Genomic DNA, 25,004 nt, shown 5'->3' with positions numbered 1-25,004 from the left:
TTTACCTCCTTTTTAAGCGTCACTGCCTATGACGATTGTCAATGCAATAAGTTTTATGAGGTTTTACTTTACTTTTTCTCGCTTACGCTCAATGTCCCCATGTACTCTACAAGCGCTTTCACTTGGATGTCATCGAGGTTGAGGTTAGGCATTTTGTTGCCTGGCTTAATTTTTTGCGGATCTTTCAGCCACTCTGCAATGTTTTCAGGCGTATGTGCTTTGATACCTGCTACACGTTCGCGATCTGCAAAGTTAGTCAGGTTTGGCCCCATCTTACCGCCTTTACCTGCCACAGCATGACATCCCAAACAACTCTTATCGAAGATTTGTTGACCTTCTGCAGCCAGTGGAGAAGATGCTGTTGCAGGTTCTTTTGCCTGAACGCCCTTCATGTTCGCTACCCAAGTGTCAAAATCTGCTTGTTCCTTTACTTCTACCTTGAAGTCCATCAAGGCATGGGACGCTCCACAGAGCTCCGCACATTTACCGTAGTAAATGCCTGCTTTGTCTGCTTGCAGCCACATTTTGTTTTCTTGCCCTGGGTTCGTATCGATTTTACCGCCCAATGCAGGAATCCAGAATGCGTGCTTAACATCAGACGCAGATAATACGAATTGAACCTTTTTGCCAACTGGCAATACCAAGTCTTGTGCAGTCGCTACCCCAAGATCAGGATACTCGAATTCCCACCAGAATTGGTGAGCGGTAACCTTTACTTGAACTGCTTCCTCTTTTGGGTACTCCTTGTGCAGTGCGAAACCGGTAGTAACAGTCGGAATCGCCATAATGATAAGGAGCAAGAAAGGAATTACCGTCCAAAGAATTTCAAGTGCATGATTTCCTTCGACCTGCTTAGGAATGCCTTGCTGTCCGGGACGCTTACGATAACGGATAAGGACGTACGTAAAGATCGCCATAACGACAATGAAGACGCCGATCATGATAGCGGAGGACAGCTTCATCAGGTCAAACTGCATCGCAGCTACCGGACCAGAGGGCTTGAGCGCTGAAAGCTCATCTTTGCCACACCCGGTTAACACTAGCGCCAGCAGAGCAAACAGGGAAAACTGACGCCAATACTGTTGCCAACCCTTCATACCAGTGAACCCCTCTTTCTTCGTGTTGGTAACGTTCTAGCCACGCCTACAACTAGAAGTTTTCGTACTTTTCTATCTGCTTGAAGAAATCGCATACAATACCATTCACAACTATAATACCCAAACATGAAAGGTATTAGCATCTATTCCAAAAACAAACAGGAAAGTAAGGGGCAGTATTGCACACTTCTACCCTAGCGTGGTAACCATTTAAGTATACATAAATTTTCCTTAATACAAAGGCTATTTGTTATGATTTTGTTAACAAATTTATGAACAATTTTGTGAACACTGCAGTTAAATACTACCATTGCATCCATTTAAAAGGAGAATATCATGCAAAAAAGACCAATTGCACTAGTCACTGGTGCCTCAAGTGGCTTTGGTAAGCACGCTTCAGTCGCTTTAGTCAAGACCGGTTTTCAGGTAATTGCTGCTATGCGTGATCTAGCAAAAAGAGACCCTCTTGACAAATCAGCAAGCTTGCTTATAGATCCTGAGCATCTGGAAGTGATTTCCCTTGATGTTACGCATCCCGAACAAATTCAGGATGCAATCACTTCCATCATTGCACGGCATGGGCGCATTGATCTGTTGGTGAACAATGCCGGCTATGCGTTGGGCGGCTTTGCTGAGGAAGTCTCTTCTGAAGAATGGCGCAAGCAGTTTGATGTAAATGTGTTCGGGCTGATCGACGTCACGCGGGCAGTCTTGCCTTATATGCGGCAACAACGGGCTGGACGAATTATTAACGTAAGCAGCATCAGTGGGCGCTTTGGTTTCCCTGGTCTCTCACCGTATGCAGCTTCCAAGCATGCAGTCGAAGGCTTCAGTGAATCGCTTCGCCTTGAAATGCTACCCTTTCAGGTTCAAGTCGTCCTTATTGAGCCCGGCTCCTTTCGTACAGCAATCTGGGAGAAAGGAATGCAAGACCAACAGCTTGATGAAAACTCTCCTTACGCCTCCCAAATGAAACAACTGATGCGTCACCTAGAAGCAATTATAGAAAAGGCACCTGCACCCGACGCAGTCATCTCGACGATTGTCCATGCGGCCACCACTCCCAAGCCGCGATTCCGCTACCCAGTTGGCCGAGGCGTGGCACTTACGATCGCCGCAAAAAATTGGCTTCCGTGGTCATGGATTGAGCGAATCGTGGCAAAGCGATCGTGATGTTTTACTTTATGCATAAAAGAACACACCCCCGTAAGGAGTGTGTTTTCACGTTGAACAACTTATACACTTTCCGTTCGTCCTGTGCGTATCAACCAAACATGCTGGATATATTCTGCTACGCCAAAAAATATCGCAACAAAACCAGCCCCGATTGCAGCGATTTGAGCCGTCGGTAAAAACACAATGCTTCCATAAACGATCAAAAAGCCGATAATCAAGTCAAACATGGTCGTAAGCCAAAGGCTCCCTGATGTAAGAATGGCCCTATCCAAAAAATATCCGGCGACTGCCAAGACAAATCCGACTCCGACAGATTGATATAGATTAGCGAAGTTCACTTCTGGAAAGAGAGCATCTGCCAAAACGACCAACAACGGACTAACGAGCAGCTTCATCAAAAGACCGTCCACGTCTATTTACTCTCCTTTACTGGGGGTGTACTCAGTATGCCCCTCGTTTACTTCAGCCATGTCATAACGCCGTCGTATAACGGCTTGTAAACCATTTCCATCCAACAAACAGGATGAGGGACAACCCCTTTTTCGGCTCCTTCGTACAAGCCAATACTGATGACAAACAACCCGAGAAAGACAGCGATTTCTTTGCGCTGCCGCTTCCGAATCAATCGGGGTAGCTTGGTGAATTCCTTTTCCCAACTGCTCCCTATCTTCTTCCATACTTTCGGCTATTTTTGATGGATCGCTTCTCTGAATCCATATATGTCTACTCCATGTTTCTTAGCATTGGCAATTGCTTTTGTAGCCAATGCTTCCATTGTCAAAAGTCCTCCTCCCTTGCAAGGCATGCTTCCGACCGTGCTTTTTACTTTGCCTGTAATATAACTAAACGCTTTGCTGTCCGCTTCACTCAGTCAGTTGATCATCTTGTCTCCCCGGAAGGTAGCCAATGTCGTATATTGAAGAAGCACAGGGGTATCTATTTGCTCGACATTTTTTCGTGGTCCCCCTCCCTTGCAGGTCCGGTTAATCACACGCCTGTCAAAACTGCTTGTTTCCCTTTGCTAGTAAAGTCAGTGCCATATATGAGCATCCTGGTGTGCGCCATGTATATTTTACGCGGAGATACCGTAGTAAGCTTCGTATTACTAAACAAATTGGTCATGACCGTTTTCATAGAAAAAGACCTCGCACTCTTATAAAGAGGACAAGGTCTTTAGGTATAAGTTCTACATTATGGAGCCGGTATTTGTGCTTCACCTGGCACTGATGCATCGTCAAAAGACGGGTCATGCCATTCTACTTTGTGTTTTTCCTGAAGCGTATTTAACCAGGTACCGTAGTTCTGGCTGCGATTTTGGTCAGTCAGCATCATCTTGATCTGATCTTTGACTTTATCAAACTCAGGTGCCGGTGACCCCAGCTGTTCTTTATTTGTATCGTAGTAGGTTTTGATTTGCTCCTCGGTAACCGGGAATGCTTTATCCAACAACTTATCCCGTGTCATGAGCACGCTCAATTTATTCCGCAGCTGGGCCTCAGTCATCCCCATACTCTTCAAGTAGTTTTGGAATGCCTCAGGTGAACCTACCTGTTGTTTCATCGAATCAATCTCTTTATTCATATCTTCTTGCGTCACCGCGACGTTTTGCGCCTTGGCTTCCTGCTTGATCAACGCTTCCGCAACAAGTTCATGTATCATTGATTTTCCGTACGTTTTCTTCATTTCACTGTAAAGCTGATTTTGTGTAATGGAGGTATCACCGGCCGTTACCAATACAGGGTCATTGCCTTTTGCCCATGATTGATAAAAACCTAAAACAGCTAACCCCGTTACTAATATGGCAACCGTAAGCATGGAAATATCAAACTTCTTCACTTGGGTATCCTCTCTTTCTATAATCTGCCCTCCAAGTATAGAAAGAAGTTATGGTAGAAAAATGGAAAGCGTATTACACAACTTTTCCACATTTTAAACATATTATGCGCTACATAAAAAATCGGGTAAAAAAAGAGGAGAGAACGGAGGCGATGACAGGACCTAAAACTGCCCAAATCTGTAAAAAACGTTCTTGTTTCCTGTCTTTTTCTACTTCCATAAATTGAGCAAGTGCTTCCTTGTCCCGATTTTCGTTAGCCAGTAATTGCAGGATAATATCTTTGTCTTTTTCCGTCTTCTCTGCTTTCGTTTCAAAATCCGTCTGTAGCTTGTTCAAAACTTGCAGTACATCATAACGCACATCCTCCATGCGTCCCAGTTGATGTTCAATTCGTTCCAACCACTTCGTGACAACTATCATTTGTCCCTCAAGCTGATCGATTCGTTCTTCGAATTTGTCTAATTTTAAATAGATACGTTGTATATGCTGATTTATATCTTTCTGATTTTCATACGGTCCTGCTGTCATAGATTCCACCTCCTCCGTCCGTCCTTTATACTACTGTTTATGTAGCGGAGAGGAGCATTGCTTGTACGGTTATCCCTCTTTGTTCAGTCTCGTGTAAAAAAGGCTGTAAACAAATGTATTTCCAAATCCTGAATTCAGCTAAAATAGAGGGAAGACTATCTATCATTTCTCTCATATAAACGGGGACATAACCGTTTATTCATAAAGGAGGATATCATGACAACCTTGCTGGAGGTAAAAGGGGTAACAGGTGGGTACTCTTACAACCACGCTGTAATCAAAGACGTCTCCTTTCACATACGTGAAAAAGAAATTGTAGCGCTAATCGGGCTGAATGGCGCAGGCAAAAGCACGACAATCAAGCATATTTTAGGACTCCTGGAACCAATCGCAGGTGAAATCAGCATTGCGGGGAAGACCTTTCAATCAGACCCCGAAAACTATCGTTTGTCTTACGGGTATATTCCCGAGTCTCCCATTTATTACGAAGAGCTTACGCTGTGGGAGCATATCGAGTTAATGGCCATGAGCCACGGGCTGGACCAGGAAGTTTTTTATGAACGAGCACGTCCTCTCTTAAAAGAATTCCGCATGGAGGAAATGAAAGATCGATTTCCCCAGCAGTTTTCCAAAGGGATGCGACAAAAGCTCATGATCATGATGGCGTTGCTCGTACAACCGCCTCTGTACATCGTGGATGAACCGATCCTAGGTCTGGACCCTCTGGGAATTCGTTCCCTACTCACGTGGCTGAACCGCTGCAAGGAGCAAGGGGCGGGCATTCTAATGTCCACACATATTTTGGCGACCGCCGAGAAGCATTGTGACCGATTCATCATTTTGCACAAAGGCGAGATTAGAGCCCAAGGAACACTAGAGGAGCTCCGGCATATGACAGGACTCCCAGATAGCTCCTTGGACGACATATACTTGCATATCGTAGAGGATGACGGCCAGTGAAAATAGACGTAGATCAATTATTTCGCAAACGGTTCCAAGCCTTTTCCGTAGAATTCATTCGATATGCCCAGTACATGGCCAATGGCGGGTTGGCGTTCGTCGGGATCTTTTTAATGGGGTTGCTCGCCTTCTACTACCGCAGCATCATCGCGATGATTCCGGACTGGTTCCCTTTGCCATATGCAATGGCGCTCGTGATTGCAATCATCGTGGTGAGAAGCCCCCTGCGCACGTTTTTGCTGGAAGCAGATTTGCTTTTTTTGACTCCGCATGAAATAAGGCTAGATCGCTATTTCCGCAAGGCACTCGTTTACAATTTTGTCATTCAGAGCATCATGGTGTTTGTCGTCCTGCTGTTGCTCATGCCTATGTATACAGAGGTCATAGGAGCACAAGGCGTGCAGCTGTGGGTTTATTGGTGCATTCCCCTGCTCTTGAAGGGCTGGAATATTTACAGCAGTTGGACGTTCTTACGTTTGCCAGATCAGAAGAAGATCGGATTCTATACACTCGCTCGATTTGTGTTTTCGTATATGCTCCTCGCCTGGGTATTGAGTGAAGGCCAATTCTTGCGCTTGGGTAATGTCCCATTAGGTGTTCTGATCTGCGCTGCGCTCTTGATCTGGCTCCATTCGCGAATCTTGACCTATAAGAAAAAACATTCCATACAATGGTATCGCCTGTTGGCCATCGAAAGCGGCTTGCGTCACCGCTTTTATCAGTTCGTGAACAACTTCAGGGATGTACCTGCCATGCAGCACCAAGTGAAATCACGCTCGTGGCTCATTACCCTGACGAAGCTGCTGCCTTACCGTCAATCAACAGCAGGACGTCATTTGTTTACCAAAAAATTTATTCGCTCTGGTGACTTTGCGGGCATTTATCTCAGACTTATCCTGCTGTCAGGCTTCGTCGTTCTCATATTGCCCAGCCCCTATGCAAAAATCATTGCTGGTCTGCTCTTTCTCTTCATGACTGCCAGCCAGATCGGCACCCTCTGGCGGCACCAGCAAAAGCGCAACGGGTATTCGATCTTTCCGATTCGGGATGGGCAGTTGAAACAGTCATTTAACTGGCTGCGCATGGTGCTATTGGGCGTGCACAGTGTAGTGCTTGTGCTCATTGGAATTTTGTAGTGTAGGTTTGCTGTTCATGAAAAGCCGCGTGGAAGAAGCGCATTTCCAGTCCAAGCGCCTCTGGAACCCGACAAAGCGGAGGGCTGAATGGAGGGAGTGGTTTTAGCTTCAACTCTGCGGATTCCTCATCGAAACTTCAACTTTTGAAGCGGCTCCCGCCATTAAGCCCGGAGCGGACAGTCTTCACCTCTTGCGGGGCGGAGGCCGAAGCGTAGACTGGAAATGCGCTTCTTCCCCCACTACAGCCACAAAAAAAACAGCTCTTCTCGGCATCATCCTGCCAGTAGAAGAGCTGTTTTTCATTTATAGCTAAAGTAATTTGTCTACAGTCGGAACGTATCCACCTTGCTGCGCAGCTCTTGAATGCTGTCTGTCACCTGCTCCGTTTCAGACACGAACTGATCAACGTTTCTACTGACCTCATGCATCGTAGCAGATACTTCTTCGGTAGCTGCTGCTGTTTGTTCCGAAATTGCAGTAACCGTCAACACGGATTCATTCACCTTGTTCTGACCTTGCTTCATCGTCTCTACACTTGCCATAACGTTCGCAAGCGACGTCTTCAAGGTATTCGTCATGTCAGACAGAGCCGTAATGCCTTGTGTAACGGAATCCAAACGCTCTGTACCCGCATTGTAGCGATCCAGCGTCGCATTTGTCTTTTCCGTAGCTTGTCTCACCTGATCTTGAATGTCTTTGATGCTCTCCTGAATGACGTGGGTTGCCGAACCTGTCTGTTCAGCCAGCTTGCGAACTTCTCCTGCTACCACAGCGAAGCCTCTGCCCGCTTCTCCAGCACGGGCACTCTCGATGGCTGCATTCAATGCCAACAGATTGGTTTGTCCGGCGATTTGCTGAATCGTTTCAATCACGTCGTTAATTCGGCTCGATTTTTCTTCGAGAATCGCCATTGTATTTTGCACTTCATGAAATTGTTTGTTCGTCTCTGTTCCATCTGCCAAAAACTCCTGCAATACTTTATAGCTGCTCTCTCCGATATCAGACACGCGATTGGATACTGCATCCATCTCGTCAATTGCCATATTCAATTCAGACAGCTCGCTCAAGAATTCTTGAACCGTTTGCACTGTCATCTCCATCGCAGTTGCTGTTTGCTCATTCCCTTGCGCAATCTCTTGGCTGGTGACCACGATATTTTTATTTTGCTCGCGGACAGAGTTGGCACCTTCCCGAATGGAATTCGCCATGCTGTCGATATGCTCAGTTGTCTCTTTTACTCCACCAATGATTTGACGTAGCTGTGCCGCCATCTCACCAAAAGCAACGACAATTCGGCCAATCTCGTCTTTTTTGTTGGAAACAGAGATCCCTGTAGACGTGAGATCACCAGAAGCAATGCGCATAGACGCCTCTTGTACAACTTGCAATGGACGCAGCATCGTTTTGATCAAGAAAAATACAGCAACCAAAGCAATAATCGTTACAACAATCATAGCAAGAATGATGCGTGGCATGGTTTCATCCAAAACCTGATCATTAATCAGCTCCACTTTGTCTGCCGCAGTATCTACACCTAGCACAGCAATTACTTGACCAGATGAATCTTCAATCGGTACGAATGCACTTAGATAGTTTCCGTACACAGGGTCTTCGACGATTGGCGTACTGTTCGATCCGCCTTCTAGAGCAGGAGCAATATCAGCCTTGCTGGTAGAGGTCGTCTCTTCACCCATTGTAGATGCTCCCTTTGCTCCTTTCTCCATGCCATCCACCATAATCTTTACCTTTTCACCGTCTGTATGAAGAATATAAACAAAAAGGACACCTGTTTTATCGGTGTACTCACTCAACGTTTTTTTGATAGACCAGTAGTCGTCAGATTCTTGTGGCTGAGATATAAATTTCGCTATCTTCTCTGAATCAAGCCCTTGGGAGATATGCAATGCTGTGTTAATGCTTGAGCGCGAGAGTGTCTTTTCAACAGTAGCTACGCTATTTTCGTACATCATGATAATATTAATTGTCATCATAACGGCAATGATCACCGCTACAAGAGCAACGACCCGTGTTGCCAAGCTCTTACTCATCCTGTTTCACTTCTCCTTCGCCGGTTACATATGTGTAATGTGGACCACCCACCCAGGAGCGGACGCTTTGTTGCGGGAGGTTTTGCCTTTTCGTAAAAGCATCAGCATTGCTGTTCTCACAAGGTGCTACTCGATAAAAAAACACCCAAAAAAGGGTGCTTTTCCTAAACACTCCCTACCAGTCTTATCGACAATCGGTCGTGATTTAATTAGGACTTTTGTTGGGTAATCATGAAAAATCGATGGGTAGGAATATCGATATATCCAACCGCTTCGATTTTCTGATGCAGATCGAGCAAGGCATCGGCGTACTTTTCTATAGTAAAGTCACGAATCTGCCATTCGATTGCCTTCACATAGTAAACAATAGCACCAATGTCATAGAAACGAGAAAAGCTCATTTCCTCTTTTTGGTCCACAATCGTAAGACCGGCTTCCTCCAGTTCGTTCACTGCATAGGCAAGATTCCAGTGCAAGTAATCTGGCGGAATTGGAGCGCCTAGCAATCGATTCAGCTCGAGATTGTCTTGACCGCCTACTTGCTGGGTAACAAATGTGCCCCCCGGCTTCAACAAGCGCTTCATTTCAGACGGCAAATATGATTCATGTCGATTGATAATCAAGTCGAGTGATTGATCCTCAAAAGGCAATAATTCTTCCCCGTCTACCGGAAACACACGAACACCCAAGGGTTCCAGATTGGCTTTTGCCACGGCTACATTCGGCTTATAGCCTTCTGTCGCATACGTCTCCAAAGGGAATGGTGCAAGCGTAGAAAACAGTTCTCCACCGCCAGTTCCCATATCCAGCATAGAGCGGACTTTGTGCATGTTCTTTTTCACGATGTTTACATAGTTCCAGCCAAGTGGTGCATCCTGCATCCTGCCTGTCGCTGTCAGTCGTGCAAAATCCCATCCAACGAATGGTGCCTCCACTTCTTCTTGAAAGCTTTTGATCCATTCCTTATTTTCCATGTCTGCTTCTCCTCTCGTTTATACCAGTCTGTTCGCATCCAAACCAGACGAGGCAGGAGGAGCTCGAGAGCGTTGTTATGTTTGTACAAAATCAAAGGACATGAGAAAAAGTCCCCCTCCTCATATTCTGATAAACCGAAAAATAATACCAAAATTGTAATTCATATCCTGCATGTAGATCAAGTGTACTTCTCCGACTTAAGACGGAGTGAAAATACTGCCTCGGTACGTTTGGTCTTCAACCATTTCTCTATATCATTAAAATCGAACTGGTAAACAGGAGGAACTGATCATGGCTGATTTTGAAGTGCTTGCCGGGATTCATCAAGGATTGTTTCTGGTCCTTCTCATCGTCATGCTGGCCCCGACACTCATGGCAAACCAGCTCGTTTTCCGTCCGACGAAACGGGCTTTCATAAGCAATGCTCGCATCACTTTATGTTTTTCATGGTCGGCCCTTTTTGTATTTGCGGGTCATTTGGTGATGACGTGGGTTATGTTTGAATCTTTTGGCTGGCTTTCCATAAAGGATACGCTGCTTGGCTTTTTACCTTTTATGTTTGTTCCATTGCTCTGCTGCCTACTCTCGACTTTTCCACGACTGTGGGAGTTGGCCGGGAAAGGGGGCAAAGAGTCAAGGCAGTCACAAGTAGATACGGATTATACCCGAATTTTGCTACAAGAGAAAAATGTTAGGCCTGTAAAAGCAAACTCCCCTGACCTAGACGACACGTTAGATGCAGAGTGGCGAGGAGACGCATCTTGCCCCGAATTGCTCGTTCCGCTGCAAGCTAGCGTCTTGGGCTGTCTGATTGCACTCTTCCTTCAAGTCTTTTTTCCTGCTGTTACGTTGGAACCGTCCATTTTGTTTCTCGCTTGGGGTGTATTATTAGCCGGGGTCTCCCTGCTTTGGATTCAGCAATCGTGGCAGCATCAATACCACTCCACTGCGGAAAACTGGGTAAGGCCGCGCCGTATGTTCCGCTTTATCCGTTTTGCCGCGTTTCTCCTGATGACCGCTTTCCTTGCGATGATCTGGGGAAATCAAGCGATGATAGCGAGCCGCCTTCCTGATCATTCACCTTTGGGAGATCAGAATCAGGATGATCACGCTCTCCCCGATTTTGTTTTCCCTGTAAAGGCAAGTGCTCATTCGATGCCTCCCTCAGGGAAACCTAGAAGTGTCGATGTATCAGCAAAACTAAAACAAGGGAACCCTGATCGAGCGTTTTCGCTGAACGTACAGAAAAAAACCATCCATCAAGCATCAGGCAAAACCGTAGAAGCATGGACCCTGAATGGACAATATCCCGGACCTGAGCTGCGTATGAAGCAAGGTGAGCTCGTCGAAATCACCCTTCTGAACAAGGATATAACCGAAGGGATAGACATCCACTGGCATGGCATGCAGACTCCCGCAAGCAATGATCGCATTGCAAAAGGAGAAAAATCTGTTTTTCGCTTTCGCGCAGAACAAACAGGGACGTATTGGTATCATTCTCACCAGCAAATTCCTGAGCAAGTAGTGAACGGATTATTGGGTGCTCTTGTGATCGAGGCAGCCGAAGCTACAACTACAGGCGTACCCATCCGCGACATTGCCATGATTCATCACAAGGATGAAAAGGCAGGCGCGACGTTAAACGGCTCAGATACGCGAAAAATGGAAACAGTTACTCCCGGCACAACGGTTCGCCTTCGTTTTATAAACGCTGAAAATGCTCCTGTCACCTATTTACTGGAAGGAACTCCTTTTCAGGTAGTAGCGATTGACGGAACCGAGGTAAACGAACCGAATTTGATTGCCAATCAAGCCTTGCAGCCTGGGGCCGGCGGTCGATACGACATTCAGTTTACAATGCCGAATCGTCCCGTGCTATTTGCTCCAGCTGCAAACCAGCATGACAAAGGGCTGCTACTACGTCCAGACGGGTCCAAAGATGCTGTGCCCTTCTTAAACACAGAGCTTTCCGTCTTTGACCCTGCACGTTACGGCAGTCCGACTGCCCTTCCTTTTGATCTCTCTTCCCATTTTGATCGGGAATATCAACTGCTCATTGATGGTCAGTACGGGTTTTATGACGGTAAATTCGAGCGATTGTCGACTGTAAATGGCGACTTGCTTCCTGATACACGGATGATGCTTGAAGAGGGCGATCTCATAAAGCTGACCTTCGTCAACCGGAGCTTCCAGGATCAATCGCTGTATCTGCACGGCCATCACATGCTCATCTTGAGCCGGGACGGCAAAAAAGTTACAGGAAGTCCATGGTGGACGGACACTCTCCAGATAGCGCCAGGTCAAACCTATGAAGTTGCTTTCCGCGCGAATAATCCTGGTGTATCGATGGAAGAGAGCCTTCCTAAAGATGAAACTGCTTTTGGGATAGCAATCCCGCTCGTGTATGAAGAGCATCTCCAAAAAGAAAACAGCAATCCGTAGCGATATTCGCCAGGCTGCTGTTTTCTTTTTTATCTATTACTGAGACTTTTTCCGGTTCTTGGCCACCAATAGTCTGTTTAGCGTTTCGTCAGGCTGTGTTTGCTTCTCCTGTTTCTCTTTTGCCTGCTCGTTCTTGACTGCTGGCTTCACCCGATTTCCAGCCCTCCCTACCGGATGAATGAGAGGAGCAGATACGACTTTTTGGTCATCTGTCCGCTCTTCGCGTGTCCGTCTTGTCGCAGAGCGCTTCTCGCCGAGGCGAGACAATACTACCTGTTGATCAGAATCGGCAGACATGGACTTGCGCACTCTCCATAGACTAGATAGTCTTGCCCACCATTGATCCGGCAACTGCAGGCGGCGAACAGCGATATCGATCGGCAACAGAAAAGCCGCCAACATCAGTAACCACTCACTGATCGACTGTGTGTCCCATTTATCGGGAAGCGTGCCACCAAAAGCTTCTTCCGGCTTGGTGATCTGATTCCCTCCACCGACACTTAGCCACTCTTGAAGTTTTTTCTCTCCATCGGAATGTACTCCGTATTCGGGTGAATAGGAAACGGTCAATCCTGTCGTTTGGCTCGCCGTGACTCGACCTTGATTTTTTTGTGAGATCTGAATCATGTAAGTACCCGGATCAGCAGTCTCGAATTCACCCTCCATGACGCCTGGTGCAACCGGTTTAAGCTTGATGACCTCTCGCTTCATCTCTTGATTGAGAACGACTGCCTCCATCTCTTGAGGCAGGCTTCCACCGGGTGGCATCGTAACCCTCACATTGCCTTTTGCGCCTTTCATGCTCGTGGTCGTCTTCCAAGCGCCTTCTGTAATTTGTGGGAAAGTCCATGCCACGATTTCGTTCCACAGACGGCTGCTTCCTCCCCAAGCCACCCAGTCCGGTGACCACTTCCCTTCCAGATCACTCGTCCAGGCGACAGAACGCCCCAGACCATACTGCCAACGGGTGAGAATCGGATCATCGTCAGCGCTCATCAAGGATGATTCGGCTGTTTGCTTCGGTGTTGTTGCGATATACGCACGCACCGGAGGCAATGTCTGCTTCAGCGTAGGCCATGCTCCCAATCCTGTATAGCCTGGTACCTGGGGCTTCTCCACAATAAACGTACGGCTGGCTAAGGCTGTTTCTTTACTGAAGATTTTCGGAATGGATTCGGCATCATTTGCAAAATAGTATCTGCCTTTTCCTAACTCGGCAATCATCTCCAGCAGCGACCTATCCGAATCATCACCCAGCGCCACAGTTGAAACGGTAATATTTTCAGCCGTCATTTGTTGTAGCAGGCCCTCGTAATCATCGCCAATTGCAGACTGCCCATCTGTGAGTAAAATAACGTGCTTGCGCTGGGTATTCATCGCCTTTACACGTTCGTAGCCCAGCTGTAAGGCAGGGAAAATATCGGTTCCGCCATCCGCTTGGATTCTGCCGATCTGCTGTTGGATTTCATCCAGTTTCGTGACAGATTGTGGAGCTACGACATCCCATGGCGTGTCGTCAAATGCAATCACTCCGATGTAGTCCTGTGCATTCATCATGGTTGTTGCTCGAATCGCAGCTTCCCTAGCCAGTGCCATCTTATCCGCACCTCTGGCATCGGCGCTCATACTGCCCGACTTATCGATGACCAGCTGCAGTCCGAGCGAAGGGAGTTGTTCCTTCCCTTTTAAATCCATGTGAACAGGTAATGCCTCTTCGATTGGTGTCTGAAACCAACCACCCATACCGAAGCTATCTTTACCGCCTGTCATGATCAAACCAATGCCCAAATCACGTACAGCAGTCCGCATGCGTTCCATATCCGCATCATTCATGCTGGTAGCCGGCACATCTGCCAGTACGATGGAGGCAAATTGTTTGTAGCCCTCAAGCTCCTTTGGCAGCAGTGCGAAATCGCGCAGCTCCACCTTGATATTACCCGCTTCCAGCGCTTGAATGAGGTTGCTAGCGGCACCAGGATGCCCTTCGGCTACGAGTACGACTGGTGCCCCGGCTACCTGTGTATAGGCTGTAGCCTGATTGTTCGCCGCTACAGTATCTTGTCGCGGCTCGATTTCCACACGATAGCGATGGAAACCCTGCTGCATCGCTTTTTGCGAAAAAACGAAGCGGTTGTTGCCCTTGCTGATTTGTACCGTTTGCTGGCCCGCCTCGCGATTGCCTTCATACAGGCGCAGGGTTGCCTCGGTTGCTACTGTACTCTCCACATCAACCGTGATGCCGTATTCCTCTCCCGCATATAGTCTTTGCGGTACCTGTACAGATGTAAGAACGACTTCATCCCCGTATGGTTGCTGCAAGGAGACAGCCTCTACAGCGATTCCTCGCTCCCTCGCCAGTCTCGTCTGCCGTGCCGCATCTCCGTTTGTTTCCTGACCATCTGTCAGCAAGACAACTTTTCCTCTGGCATTGGTAGCGATCATGGCAGACGCCAATCGGATTCCTTCTGCCAAATTGGTTGCATTCCGGTTGACATCCACGCCAAGGGGCTGTAACTCTTGGCGGATCGTCAACGGTTGATCGACCGCCGCCTCCGCACCTACTGCAATGACAGCATACTTATCCGCTGCTTGCTTTTGCCCGATCGCCTCCCGCAAAAAAGAGAGAACCCGCGGATCGTCCTTCATGGAAGCGGATCGATCTACAACAAACACAATCGTTTTCGCCTGAACAGGTGTCAGTAGCTGTGTCCCTGCCAACGCCAAAACCAGAAGAAGGAACAAGAGCGAGCGAATAGTTGCAATTGTCGCCTTTCTGCCGATTGGCATTTGCTTTTGATGTTGCCACCAGCTGATGATGACGTACACAACGGGAAGCAATAGCAACAGGAATAGCGGCTGTATAAAGTTAATACCCACGCTGATACACCCTCCATTCCACCAATAACACCAAGAGAGCAAACGCCGCCAACCAATAGGTCAACTCCTTCGTTCCCAGTGCTCCTGTTGTGTCAGTCGCTGTTGCTTCCTCACTCTCCTTTTGCTCTTCGGCATTTTTCCGGGCAACGCTCACAGACTTTGGTGTAATATTCGATTCTTCCTCATTCATTTGGACAGTAAAATACGTACTTTTCGTGCCTGTATCTACTCCTTCGTCAAGGCGATACAATCCAGTCAGCTCCGGTAGCTGCATCGTTTTGGACGTGGAGTCCTCCGTAAGAGACTCCTGGTGTCCATTCGGATACGTCAAGGTACGTGTTGTTGCTCCCGGTGAGAGTGGGATCGTCAAGACCTCTCCCGGATGTGCCGTGGGGATTGGGGCTGTTTGACCAGGTGACAGCCAGTTGACGACATTTTGCATAAAAATCGGAAAAGCAGGACGCAGCGGGAAATCCGATGCATGCAAATCAAATCCGATGATGACCATTCGTCGACCATCTATGATCCCGGCTCTGACCAGATCGACATCACCGGCGCGTACCAATGGCTTCATACCAGGCATCTCGTCCAATGCGTATCCTTTGGCGACGTGCACATCCCGCCAATCTACGTGCTTGAGCAGCGGGTCATCCGGGGAAACTGGCCTTGGCTGTTGATCCAGTTCTTTTTCTCCAGCAAGCGGCAACCACTCTGTTTTCTTGTTCGGAGCAATCAACAGAATGTTTCCTTTTGGCAGCTGGTCTGGCACGACTCCGTCAAAAACCCACAGGTCACGCGCAGCCGCCACAGCATCTGGTGCCTGCTGAATCGTTTCCACCTCAAGACTTCCGACTGTCTGCAATACTTGATGGAGGAAGCGGTTCCCCTCTGGCGAATACAACGCTGCTTTTCCTCTACCGGCAGCGAATGGAACACTCCACATGACATTATCCTGGGAAAGTCCGTCCTGCTCCGGTTCGATGACGGCACGATAGACACTAGACATCGCCAGCTTCTGAAACGAAAATGTCTGGGAGCTGCCTGCTCCCATCTCAAAAGAATCGGTATCCAGCAGCTTGTCATGCTCATCAAAAACAGTGACTTTTCCTTTCGCAGGCATGCTGCCGTGATTGTCCACCCGCAGTAGTCCCTCTACCCCTTTTTCCGTAGGCTGGGTCACAAAAACACCAATTGCGGTATTCTCGCGGGTGCTTCCCATCTGCATGAACTGAAAGCTCCCGGAAAAAGCAGGGACTGAGCCTCCATCCAGCTTGCGTTCCCCGCTTCCGTCCCCCATCCAAACCACTCCACTGCCTGGTTCATTCTCTGCAATGGCTCCTGCCAAAGACAGGGCTGCGATTTGATCAGATGTCCCGGAAAAAGGCGCAAGCTTTTCGATGGCTTGCAAGAGTGGCTCTTTGTCTGCACTTTTGGAAACTAAAACATTCGGCTCACGCCCTGCCTCGATGAGCGTCATCGTCTGGCCGCTTCCCAGCTTCTCTACGAGGGCTTTTGCCTGTGACACTGCTCGTTCCAGCCGCGTCTCGTTCCCTTCCTTCGTCATCATGCTCCCTGATGTATCCACGACCAAAATCGTATGGTCGGTTGTGATTCCCTCAGTGGGAACAGCTGGACGTATCAAAGCCAGCACGAGCAAGCAGGCAGCGAGCAGTTGCAGCAGCAACAACAGGTTGCGCCGTAGCCTTTCCCACGGTTTCACCGCTTCCCAGTTTTGCATCGTACGCTGCCACAGGAGTGTACTTGGTATGACACGATCCTCTACTTTTCGCTTGAGCAGGTAGAGGACGATGATGGCCGGGATAATCAGCGCAAACCACAAGTTGCCCAAACCCATCCATTGCATGTTGTCTCTCTCCTCTCTAGCGAATCAAGCCGGCCTGACGAAAGACATGGAAGACAATCGATTCCAGGGATTGTTCCGCCTCTACAGACACGAAGGCGATCCCTCTTCCATAAGCAAACGCGGACAGTTCTTGTTGATAATCTCGCAAACTCTTGTGGTACTCTTCCATCAACGGGCTGGTCAGGGATACTTCTTTTGCTTGCCCGGTCTCTGAATCGATCAATCGCAGCTCTCCCGCATACTCGGGCGCAAGCTCTTCTTTGGAAAGCACCTGGACCAGCGTGACCTCTTGTTTGGCCGCCTGCAAATACGCGATGCCTTCCGTATAGCCTGACTCGAACAAAAAGTCCGACAGCACGATGGATGTGCCAGCTTTGCCGCTGACAGCCCCGGGCTGGCGCATTGCCGTTTGCACATCACCTGTTCCCCCTTCTTGCAGGGAAGATAAGAAGCTGAGCAAGCGATGCGCCTGGTTCTTTCCTTGCAGCCCGGTAAGTGCTGCCGTAATGCGGCTGTCAAATGCATAGACCGATACATGATCGAGGTGGCACAGGGACAAATAGCCAAGGGCCGCGGCAATCTCGACAGCACGAGCCATTTTATTCGGTTGCCCGTAGCTCATCGAACGACTGCAATCGATATACAAGTTCACATGAAGCTCTGTTTCATCCAAGTACTTTTTCAAAAACAGCTTGCCTGAACGGGCATACGCGTTCCAATCGAGCTGCCGCAAATCATCGCCGGGAACATACGCCCGAAAGTCTGCGAACTCCATGGAGCTGCCCAGCTGTCTCGCCCTTCGCTTTCCTGCCTGGCTGCCGCTGACCGCTTTGCGACTAGCCATCTGCATTCGCTCCAGTCTGGCGAGCCATGACGGATCAAGCAGGTGTTGATTCATACCTTCTGCGTCCCCAGTTCGTCCAAAATATCCATAATGACGCGGTCTGGTCGGATGCCGTTTGCCTCTCCTTCAAAATTGAGGAAAATACGGTGGCGCAACGCTGGCAGAGCAACTGCTGTCACGTCCTCGTACGCCAGATTGTATCGGCCAGCTAATAACGCACGTACCTTTGCCAAGGAGACAATCGACTGCACGCCACGCGGACCTGCGCCATTGCGCACATATTTGTTTACCGAAGCAATTGCCAACTCCCCCGGATGCGTCGCTAAAAGCAGCTTCACGGCGTAATCCAGTACCGCATCAGCTACCAGTACTTCACGCGCTGCCTGCTGAATCTCGGCAATTTGCTCAGCTGAAGCCACTTTTTCCACGGTGATCACCTGGCTCGTGGTCGTTTGGCGCACAATCATTTTCAGTTCTTCTTCTGTCGGATACGGCACGTCGATCTTCAATAAGAAGCGGTCCATTTGGGCTTCTGGCAATGGGTATGTCCCTTCCTGCTCGAGCGGGTTCTGTGTCGCGAGAACGAAGAACGGCTCTGGCAGCCGACGAGTCACTCCTCCAGCTGAAACTGTTCGCTCCTGCATGGCCTCTAATAGGGCGCTTTGCGTCTTTGGCGTCGCCCGGTTAATTTCGTCAGCCAACACAACATGAGCGAAGATCGGCCCGTGTTGGAATTGGAAGGACTGCTGTCCCTTCTCGTCAACCAGCAGGATGTTCGTTCCAGTAATGTCTGTCGGCATCAGATCCGGTGTGAACTGTATCCGCTGAAACGACAGCTCGAAGGCTTGGGACAGTGTCCGAACAAGCAGCGTTTTGCCCAATCCGGGTACGCCTTCCAAAAGCGCATGTCCTCCTGCAAACACGGCCCACAGAAGTTGCTCTACCACGTCTTTTTGTCCTACCAATACCTTTCCAATCTCCTGCCTGACAAGCTCTACTCGCTGCAAGCAATCCTCTAGCGTTTGCTGCGCCATCGCCGTGTCTCCTTCCTGTTGTTGAATGATCTAAGGCTCTATTTTGCTGAAATAATCTTTCACGATCTGTTGATAATCGCCAGGAATGCTGCCCTTTTCCATACTTTCACGGGCAAATTGCTCATATTGGCCGTACACTTCCTCATATGGCAGCGTTCCACCTGAGGAAACTTGTGTGTTTCCACTTTGCTGCGACTGGGAAGGTCCTGACCCGAGTGTGCCTCCGACTGTATCAGCAGGTCCTTTGTCTCCACCTATGCGCTCTTCCGGGACGGTAACGAGCTCGTGTTTGCCTTTTCCTAACCCGGCCCCGCCACCTTGACCACTTCCTTGACCACTTCCTTGTCCGCTTCCTTGTCCGCTTCCTTGACCGCCGTTTCCGTTTCCGTTGCCGTTTCCATTCCCTTGCCCCGAGCCATTACTTCCATTCCCTGGCTGGTTTGCTGGGTTCGTCCCTTGATTCGGATTGGCACCTGCTCCCGGTGTGGCCGCAGTTGGCTGATTCCCGGGTGATCCAGATGCTGGAGTCGCCTGTCCAGTTGCTGCTGCTCCTGCCCCAGCTTCACTCGCTCCTGCATTTCCTGCTTGTGCTCCTGCACTGGCAAGCGTCATTTGCGACTGATTGAGCGAAGCAGCGGCATGAATAGCTGCGAGCATGGCTTGCTGAGATTGCTGGATGCCCGTCATGGCTTGCATCAAGCTGTTCTCAAGCGCAGTCATCGCTTGAGGCACTTGACCTTGGCCTGTTTGCTGGGCTGCCTCCGCCATTTGTTTGGCGATATCCTCCAGCTCCTTCGAGTCGGCAGACTCTGCCTCTTTTTTCAATTGCTCTGCTGCACTAGCGAGTTCGCGGGCAATCTCTTCCCGCTCTTTTTGCGGCATGCTTTCCATGGCTTTTGCCATTTGTGCCAGGGCCTCGGTCATCGCTTGTCGATCTTTCGCTTCCATTGCTCCAGCCAAGGCTTTTGTCCCTTCTTGATTACCCAAGCTGCGCTGGAGTGCTTGCAGCGCTTTTTCTTTGTGCTGCTCTGCATCTCTGACCTTTTCCAATTGTTTTTCCGCAGCGCGCAGTGCATTTTGACGTTCTGCTGGGTCGTCTGCTTTCGCCAGAGCCTTTTTTGCCTGCTCCAGCATTTCCTCCAGCTGCTTTTTCTGCGCGTCGGTTAAGCCTGTATTCTTTTTCACGTCCTGCTTGATTGCCTCTACTTCTTCCTCAACCTGCACGATTGCTTTCTTTTCCTCTGCCATCTGGGCCAGTCGCAAGTCTTGCGGATTCGGCCAAAGAAACAGCATCAGGCACACCACTAGCAAGCTACTTGTGACATACACCTTTTTTTGGACTAGCGACCAGATGCGGACGCTCTCAACAATTTGCGGCAAATTTTTTCGCAAATGCTGCAGGGCGTCTTCCCTCTGCATACTCGCTACCATCGACTGATTCTCTTGATTCTCCCATGCTGTGACGACTCGCTGAGCCAAACCATTACCGTCTGCCACTTGTGCACATTGGAGCCAAGTAGGGCGCATCCAAAGCGCACGCACCAAACCTGTGATAACAACAAGCACTGGCAGCACAACCGCGATCCAATGGTAAAACGGAATCGGCCAGATGCGGGCGAGGAGGAGGAGCACCAGGCTCGCCCCCATTCCCCACAAACCATAGACCGTTAGCTGCTGTATCCATACACGCAAGTCCAGTTGCTTTCGAATGGGTGCAAGCAGTGACTTCAGCTCGTCGTTTGCTCTAGAGGTAAACATGGCTTATTGCTCCTCTTTTGCTTTGCGAAATCTCGGTTTCACTGGCTGAATGAGATAGATGGAGAGTGACAGGCAGAACAGTGTAATGATCCCGAAAAACAGGCAGTACACCGCGTACGGGTCCACATTCCCAATCCTGAGCTGCGGTCCTTCATCAAAAATGTTTAACATCGCATACAATGGGTTGAAATTATGCAGGAGATCTGGCCAGTCTGGCATAGTCGCGGATGACATGGCACCCGAACGGCGCTGGTACCGAATGAACTCTTTGATAATTTCCGCCAGTACACTCGACCCGATCGCAAATCCAAACACCACGGCATAAGTGACGACCGTAGCGATACCAGTCCGTTTGATCAGTGTTGACATGAGCACACCAATGCTGCCGATGCCAAACATCGTAATGACGTAAAAGCCAAACACCTTGATCACTTGTGCTGGTGAAATTCCTCCATACAAAAAGACGATGGCATAGAGCGGGATGGTCGCAATGACCAGGAAAGTCATGAAGCTGAGCGATGCCAGCCATTTGCCTAAAATCAATCGTGTGGCGCTGACATTCGTGGTCAACAACACACTCAACGTCTGGCGTTCGCGCTCACCGGAAATCACACCTGACGTTATTCCAGGCACGACGAAGCCGATCATCCCAAGCTGAAACACAGACAGTATCATGAACAGTTGGCGTGTATCATTCGGATTGTAGTAGCTCCCTCCGTTTGTCATAAAGAAAATCATCGTGAGCGTCATTACGCCCAAAACAAGCAAATAGAGCAGGATGATCCACGGTGACCGATTGGTCCGCATCCGCATTTTCCATTCATTGAACAAGACAGGGTTGCTAAATCGTCTCAAGTCGCTCATGAGCCCACCCCTTTCGTAATTTCCAGAAAGATTTCTTCCAAATCACCAACGGCCTCATTAAACGCAGCAACAGGATAACCTGACACCGCAAGCTCCCGCAGCAGCTCAACCTGTTCTTCGTCATTACCTGAAAAGCCTGCAACGACCCAGTTCCCTTCGCGTGTCACTCTTGTAATGACGGGCATCTCACGCAAGCGCGTCATTGCTTCCTCAACCCGATCTAACAGGCGGATACGCAATACCCGCTGCTCTTGCATTTTCGAGTAAATCTCATCGACTCGTCCAAAGGCAACCAGATTGCCTTCCTCCACAATCCCGATGACATCACACATCTCCGCCAGTTCGGGCAATATATGCGAGCTAATGATAATCGTCTTGCCCATGTCCCGCAGTTCCTTCAAAATCTCCCGCAGCTCTATGCGTGCACGAGGGTCCAAACCAGAAGCCGGTTCGTCCAAAATGAGCACTTCCGGATTGTGGACCAACGAGCGGGCCAGTCCAAGGCGCTGCTTCATCCCCCGCGACAACGAGTCGACGTAGGCATCCCGCTTATGCGTAAGATTCACCAGCTCTAACAACTGTGGAATGATTTGTTTTCGCTCAGCTGCCGGAATATCGTAGTTCGCACCGTAAAAATCGAGGTACTCTTCTGCTGTCAAATTGTCGTACACACCAAAAAAATCTGGCATGTAGCCGATCAGCTTGCGTACTTCCTTTGGATGCTTGGTCACTTCGTAGCCGCCTACGTATGCTTTCCCACTGGTCGGCTCCAATAAAGTCGCCAAAATGGACATCGTCGTCGATTTTCCTGCCCCGTTCGGACCGACGAACCCAAAAACAGTACCCTTGTCAATTTCGAGCGAAAGTCCTTTTAACGCTTCCATTTTGCCGTAGCGCTTGCGCAAATTTTGGATCTGGATCACTTCTTTCTCACCTTCCCTTCCACACTGACACTTGGAACCCCAATGTGGCGATCATCCTCAAACTGGTGGGCAAATTTGATGCGGACAATGCCGTCGCCCGAAACATAAGTAGTGGTTTTCTCACTTGTCATGACGTTGTTCATGAATGCTTTTTCAAATGGTTCGAAAGCTTTTGTCTTCCAGTTGTAAACCTCTTTTTCAAATGTTGTATTGTCCTCTGACCAGGTGTACAGATACAAATTGCTGATGGCAAGATCCTGTCCTTCCTGATTCAGATTAATGTCAAAGGTAATATTCCCGGCAGGAAGTCTAAAGCCATCTCCGTAGTCATCTACCGGAACAGAGCTGCCCGACATCGTCACATCAAATGATCCCGTCGGATAATAAATGTGTCCGTCCTTGGATGGATTCACTTGCAGCGTCGAAGTGACCATCGCAATGCTGCTGTTCTCCGTATTTTCGTTTGGTACGACAGCCTCAGCAACTTGCTCATCGGTCCAGCCCACGAGTTTTATCACTTCAGACTGCCCCCCACGTCTGTCTATCATGTCCAGCATGTCCACGATGACTTGCTCACGCGTTTGACTATCATAGCCATTCGATTGCATATACTGCGGCAGTGCATGCCCCATATTCATCCGATGTTGGTTCCGTCTTGCTTGTTGTTGAGGAGCAAACGGCAGGTTCACTTCGATACTGCTGCCAGCCGCCAACTGTGGAAACTCTTGTACCTGCATACCTGTCGAGATCGTTACGTCTCTTAGCGAGTACTTCGTATGGTTCGTCACGGTTCCTTTCAGGGCGCCGTTCTCATACGAAAGGTTCGATTCTATTTTTCCTACGTCCGATAAGGTTTGTTCCGTCGCAACCTTGCGCATCGACCAGAATTCTACATCTCGGAAATCAATATGAGTCTGATCGGGCTGTATGGAAATCCACGTTTGCGGAATTTGATCGATATAGTCTCTTTCGGTAACGGGTTGGGTTATGCCCTCTCCCTTTATCGTCAAACGATAGTCGTCATTACTCGGTACGAATAATGCGGTTACGCTCACCGCATTCGCCTGTCCGTTGTTTTGCAGTTCAACATAACCTACTTGGTGCAGCTTTACACCTACACCCCGCTGGATGGCACCAATCGAGAAGATTCCGATTCCCGCCAACACCGAAAGGGCGGGGACAATCACCCACATGTAGCTTTGCTTGCGGCCTCTCCGCAACATATAGAAAAGAACTGGCCCGACAACCAGGGCATAAATTCCGAAAAATACTGCGAACCAGCCAACCTCTGGAATTTTCAAGGATGGGACGCGATCAGCAGCATCGCGAAGTGGCCATACGTTGTCGATCATGCTACTATTTGAAGCGTTGATGGAAGAACCAAAAGCCTTTACAAATGTATCTGCCCAAAAGCGGCTGTTTCCTGCCCAGCTGGCTACTGGTTCCGCCGCCAAATCATAGGCGACGTACAATACTTTTCCTGCTCCCACGTTATGTACAACCATCAGCGGAATATTTCCTTCGCTGTACAGGACTTTCCCTGCCTTCACTGTCCCATTGCTTACAGTAAAGGGAGACGTCAGTGCAATCGGATTGGTCTTATCCACTTTTAAACTAGAGAATGTCTGTACACTCGTCACCCCTGTCACTTCTACTGGTGACAAGTCACCCAAAACGCCTCCAGATTTCTTGTACTGTGCTCCTCCAGCTAAAATCAGCATCCCGCCAGCTTTCGTCCAATCCTGAATCGCTTTGATCTGCTGTTCATTCAATGAGTCCAAAGCAAAATTGTTGATGACGAGCATATTAATCATCTGGAGCTGTGTACCTGTCACTGGCATATTGTCTGCCTTCATTGTCAAGAGCTGGACAGGGTTATGAATAGAGCCTTTCGGCAGTACACCAAGGAAGTTAGCTGTGTCGGGATTTTCTGCCAACACACCGATCATCAACGTATCCTCGTCGTATGAAAAACCTGTTATCGGAGTTTGCGCGATCACCTTATCATTTTGCATCAAAGCCACAAAAGAACTGCGATGCAGCTCTGATCCAGGAACAAGAATCGTTACCTGCTTGGTCACTCCGCTTGCAATCGAAAGCGGCTGATAATTGGCAAATTCAAAACGTCCGCCTCCCTGCTCCCCAGTGGCGACAAACAGCTCCCCTTCGATATCCGCCCCTCCATTTTTCACCGTGACGACAACGGGAACCATCCCCGTCTCCCTGTACTTTCCTTCAATTCCGGCTGTTACTCCTAGCTGAATGTTTCCCTCTGCCAAGGCTGTTTCCGTTAATCCTAACGGAACACTTGCTACCAACAGGAGGAACGCACAAAAGGCCAGGAGCCACCGGTTGCACTGCGCCGTTTTCATTCGTTCAAAACCTCCACGGACCATTCTTTTTTCTTCCTATCTTTCTACTCATACAGTTATTGACGTTATTTCCAGACAAATCGCTACATTTTTTTCAAAATGAAATCATTGCCCAAAAGACAGAGCCAAATCTCTTGAATCCATCTCAAGATTTGGCTCTCGTTCTACTACTTATTTATCTGTTAGCGAAAGCGTCCGCAGCAGCCAGGAGGGCACCAACGACAGTGATCCGGGCATCTCCGTCTATGATCAAACTCCCAACTCCGGAA

General features: G+C 48.9%; 19 protein-coding genes. 4 read left to right on the top strand and 15 right to left on the bottom strand.

The window, feature by feature from the left end; genetic code table 11:
• Positions 1–68: 68 nt before the first annotated feature.
• Positions 69–1,097, bottom strand: a complete 1,029-nt coding sequence (gene coxB / locus E8L90_RS27795) for a cytochrome c oxidase subunit II (protein ID WP_137032583.1) — start codon at positions 1,095–1,097, stop codon at positions 69–71.
• Positions 1,098–1,433: 336 nt separating this feature from the next.
• Between coxB and E8L90_RS27790 the strand changes: the two genes are divergently transcribed.
• On the top strand, positions 1,434–2,270 hold the full coding sequence (locus E8L90_RS27790; RefSeq protein ID WP_137032581.1) for an oxidoreductase: 837 nt from the start codon (positions 1,434–1,436) through the stop codon (positions 2,268–2,270).
• 62 nt (positions 2,271–2,332) lie between these two features.
• Here the strand turns inward: E8L90_RS27790 and E8L90_RS27785 are convergent, their stop codons facing one another.
• The 4 genes from E8L90_RS27785 to E8L90_RS27765 all read right to left on the bottom strand — a co-directional run bounded on the left by E8L90_RS27785 (position 2,333) and on the right by E8L90_RS27765 (position 4,638).
• Positions 2,333–2,683, bottom strand: coding sequence for a DUF2512 family protein (locus E8L90_RS27785; RefSeq protein WP_088909412.1), 351 nt, complete (start codon positions 2,681–2,683; stop codon positions 2,333–2,335).
• 275 nt (positions 2,684–2,958) lie between these two features.
• The gene (locus E8L90_RS31025; protein ID WP_244297428.1) at positions 2,959–3,048 is read right to left on the bottom strand and encodes a Ger(x)C family spore germination C-terminal domain-containing protein; all 90 of its coding nucleotides are present in this window, start codon (positions 3,046–3,048) and stop codon (positions 2,959–2,961) included.
• A 416-nt stretch (positions 3,049–3,464) separates the two neighbouring features.
• Positions 3,465–4,109 carry a SurA N-terminal domain-containing protein gene (locus E8L90_RS27770; RefSeq protein ID WP_137032577.1) on the bottom strand — a complete coding sequence of 215 codons (645 nt, stop codon included), beginning with the start codon at positions 4,107–4,109 and terminating at the stop codon, positions 3,465–3,467.
• A 109-nt stretch (positions 4,110–4,218) separates the two neighbouring features.
• Complete coding sequence (locus E8L90_RS27765; protein ID WP_137032576.1) at positions 4,219–4,638, bottom strand: hypothetical protein; 420 nt, start codon at positions 4,636–4,638, stop codon at positions 4,219–4,221.
• Between the two features lie 216 nt (positions 4,639–4,854).
• Here E8L90_RS27765 and E8L90_RS27760 point away from each other — a divergent pair, with 216 nt between their 5' ends.
• Both E8L90_RS27760 and E8L90_RS27755 read left to right on the top strand, forming a co-directional pair.
• Positions 4,855–5,598, top strand: coding sequence for an ABC transporter ATP-binding protein (locus E8L90_RS27760; protein WP_137032574.1), 744 nt, complete (start codon positions 4,855–4,857; stop codon positions 5,596–5,598).
• On the top strand, positions 5,595–6,734 hold the full coding sequence (locus E8L90_RS27755) for an ABC transporter permease (protein WP_137032572.1): 1,140 nt from the start codon (positions 5,595–5,597) through the stop codon (positions 6,732–6,734). The genes E8L90_RS27760 and E8L90_RS27755 overlap by 4 nt, the downstream gene beginning before the upstream one ends.
• Before the next feature lie 323 nt (positions 6,735–7,057).
• Here E8L90_RS27755 and E8L90_RS27745 read toward each other — a convergent pair whose 3' ends face one another.
• Both E8L90_RS27745 and E8L90_RS27740 read right to left on the bottom strand, forming a co-directional pair.
• On the bottom strand, positions 7,058–8,782 hold the full coding sequence (locus E8L90_RS27745) for a methyl-accepting chemotaxis protein (protein WP_137032570.1): 1,725 nt from the start codon (positions 8,780–8,782) through the stop codon (positions 7,058–7,060).
• 209 nt (positions 8,783–8,991) lie between these two features.
• On the bottom strand, positions 8,992–9,756 hold the full coding sequence (locus E8L90_RS27740; RefSeq protein WP_137032568.1) for a class I SAM-dependent methyltransferase: 765 nt from the start codon (positions 9,754–9,756) through the stop codon (positions 8,992–8,994).
• Between the two features lie 292 nt (positions 9,757–10,048).
• Here E8L90_RS27740 and E8L90_RS27735 point away from each other — a divergent pair, with 292 nt between their 5' ends.
• Positions 10,049–12,199: a multicopper oxidase family protein gene (locus tag E8L90_RS27735; protein ID WP_137032567.1), complete on the top strand. Its 2,151-nt coding sequence runs from the start codon at positions 10,049–10,051 to the stop codon at positions 12,197–12,199.
• A 36-nt stretch (positions 12,200–12,235) separates the two neighbouring features.
• On the opposite strand, the gene E8L90_RS27730 is transcribed toward E8L90_RS27735, so the two are convergent.
• The 8 genes from E8L90_RS27730 to E8L90_RS27695 are packed head-to-tail and all read right to left on the bottom strand — an operon-like array spanning position 12,236 to position 24,735.
• Complete coding sequence (locus E8L90_RS27730; RefSeq protein ID WP_137032565.1) at positions 12,236–15,076, bottom strand: VWA domain-containing protein; 2,841 nt, start codon at positions 15,074–15,076, stop codon at positions 12,236–12,238.
• On the bottom strand, positions 15,066–16,940 hold the full coding sequence (locus E8L90_RS27725) for a vWA domain-containing protein (RefSeq protein ID WP_137032563.1): 1,875 nt from the start codon (positions 16,938–16,940) through the stop codon (positions 15,066–15,068). The genes E8L90_RS27730 and E8L90_RS27725 overlap by 11 nt, the downstream gene beginning before the upstream one ends.
• A gap of 16 nt (positions 16,941–16,956) precedes the next feature.
• A complete protein-coding gene (locus E8L90_RS27720) occupies positions 16,957–17,838 on the bottom strand; it encodes a DUF58 domain-containing protein (RefSeq protein WP_137032561.1) in 882 nt (293 codons plus the stop codon).
• A complete protein-coding gene (locus tag E8L90_RS27715; protein ID WP_137032559.1) occupies positions 17,835–18,818 on the bottom strand; it encodes an AAA family ATPase in 984 nt (327 codons plus the stop codon). The genes E8L90_RS27720 and E8L90_RS27715 overlap by 4 nt, the downstream gene beginning before the upstream one ends.
• A 30-nt stretch (positions 18,819–18,848) precedes the next feature.
• A complete protein-coding gene (locus E8L90_RS27710) occupies positions 18,849–20,576 on the bottom strand; it encodes a hypothetical protein (RefSeq protein WP_137032557.1) in 1,728 nt (575 codons plus the stop codon).
• 3 nt (positions 20,577–20,579) lie between these two features.
• Positions 20,580–21,440 carry an ABC transporter permease gene (locus E8L90_RS27705; RefSeq protein ID WP_137032555.1) on the bottom strand — a complete coding sequence of 287 codons (861 nt, stop codon included), beginning with the start codon at positions 21,438–21,440 and terminating at the stop codon, positions 20,580–20,582.
• Positions 21,437–22,363 carry an ABC transporter ATP-binding protein gene (locus E8L90_RS27700; protein ID WP_047073364.1) on the bottom strand — a complete coding sequence of 309 codons (927 nt, stop codon included), beginning with the start codon at positions 22,361–22,363 and terminating at the stop codon, positions 21,437–21,439. The genes E8L90_RS27705 and E8L90_RS27700 overlap by 4 nt, the downstream gene beginning before the upstream one ends.
• Positions 22,360–24,735: a DUF7408 domain-containing protein gene (locus E8L90_RS27695; protein WP_244297425.1), complete on the bottom strand. Its 2,376-nt coding sequence runs from the start codon at positions 24,733–24,735 to the stop codon at positions 22,360–22,362. Before E8L90_RS27695 ends, E8L90_RS27700 begins: the two co-directional genes overlap by 4 nt.
• Positions 24,736–25,004 lie beyond the last annotated feature (269 nt).

The sequence above is a fragment of the Brevibacillus antibioticus genome (assembly GCF_005217615.1).
GTDB lineage: Bacteria > Bacillota > Bacilli > Brevibacillales > Brevibacillaceae > Brevibacillus > Brevibacillus antibioticus.
The sequence above is the reverse complement of the archived record's forward strand: the minus strand, read 5'-3'. Positions and strand labels throughout refer to the sequence as shown.